General features: G+C 65.6%; 1 protein-coding gene and 1 pseudogene. Both read right to left on the bottom strand.

The window, feature by feature from the left end; all coding sequences use genetic code 11:
• The coding region (locus tag DMB66_RS59845) for a helix-turn-helix domain-containing protein (RefSeq protein ID WP_148112974.1) at positions 1-267 on the bottom strand (267 nt) is incomplete at its 3' end.
• A gap of 248 nt (positions 268-515) precedes the next feature.
• Positions 516-1,086, bottom strand: a pseudogene (locus tag DMB66_RS62230) (hypothetical protein); the annotation flags it as partial.

Below are 1,086 nucleotides of genomic sequence, written 5' to 3'. Positions count from 1 at the left end.
GAGGCGGGGGCTGCCCTTGCGGGGCCGTCCTGATCGGGGCCGGTCGGGTAGCCCGGCGAGGCCCTCGGCGTGGTGGCGGGCGATCCAGGCGCGAACGGTTTTCGGGTCGTAGTGCAGCAGATCGGCGATCTCGCTCGCGGACCAGCCGGCCGCTGATAGCACCACCATCATGATCCGGGTGGCGTTACGCCAAGGCCCGTGCAGGGCGGTAATCAGTTCGGTGTGTTGCTGCGCGGACATGCTGGCGTAGACGTGCGCGGGGCGCATACTGACGGTGACCTCGTCGGGGTTCAGGCTCTTGTGTGGAAACCTGATCCGAACCCGCGGCGGGGTCTTTACGTTGTTATGTCCCTCTTGCTGAGCGTGTCCGCGTACCGCCCGTCACCAGTTACGTACCGGAATTCTGCCTACGTGCTTAGCCCGGGTGTTCCGGGCCGGTCCTGGGCCGGCCGGTCAAGTGGCGCCGGAACGAAAGCTGGGCACCCCTTCCGGGATGCCCAGCTTCAGTGGTGCTCTCAGGCGATGCCGTACGCGCGATAGATCGTCACGTCGGTGAAGCCGCCGCTCTTGTACGTGGCCCTGGCCCGCAGCGATACCGCGCCCGATGCCGGGTTGGGCACAACCGCGGTCCACACGCCCTTGACCTTCTTGACCTTCACCGTGCGCCACGTCTTGCCGCCGTCCGCGGACATCTTGACGCCGAGCGACTTGAACTTCGGGTTCTTACCGCGCTTGGCGTCCGGGTCCTGGCTGTAGCGGTTCAGCTTCAGCGCCACGTTGGTCGTGCTGCCGCCCTTGGCCTTGTTCCAGTTGTTCAGCCCGGCCGGGACCATCGTCACCGAGTTGACCTCGGCCAGCGCGTTGCTGTTGGGCTTGGTGTAGAAGCGGTAGCTGACCACGCTCTTGGTGGACAGCATGCCGGCCGGATACTTGATCTCCGGGTAGTACCGCGTGGCCGTGTTGGTCAGCGTGTACCAGCCGGCCTTCTTCACCTTGTAGTCGAGGACCGTCATCTCGGGCTCCCAGCCCCGGTCCTTCTTCGTCTTGACCGTCTTGCCCTTGTAGACCAGGGTCGCGGTGGCCTTG

Source organism: Actinoplanes sp. ATCC 53533 (assembly GCF_003947245.1).
This window is presented reverse-complemented; position numbering and strand designations above follow the sequence as displayed.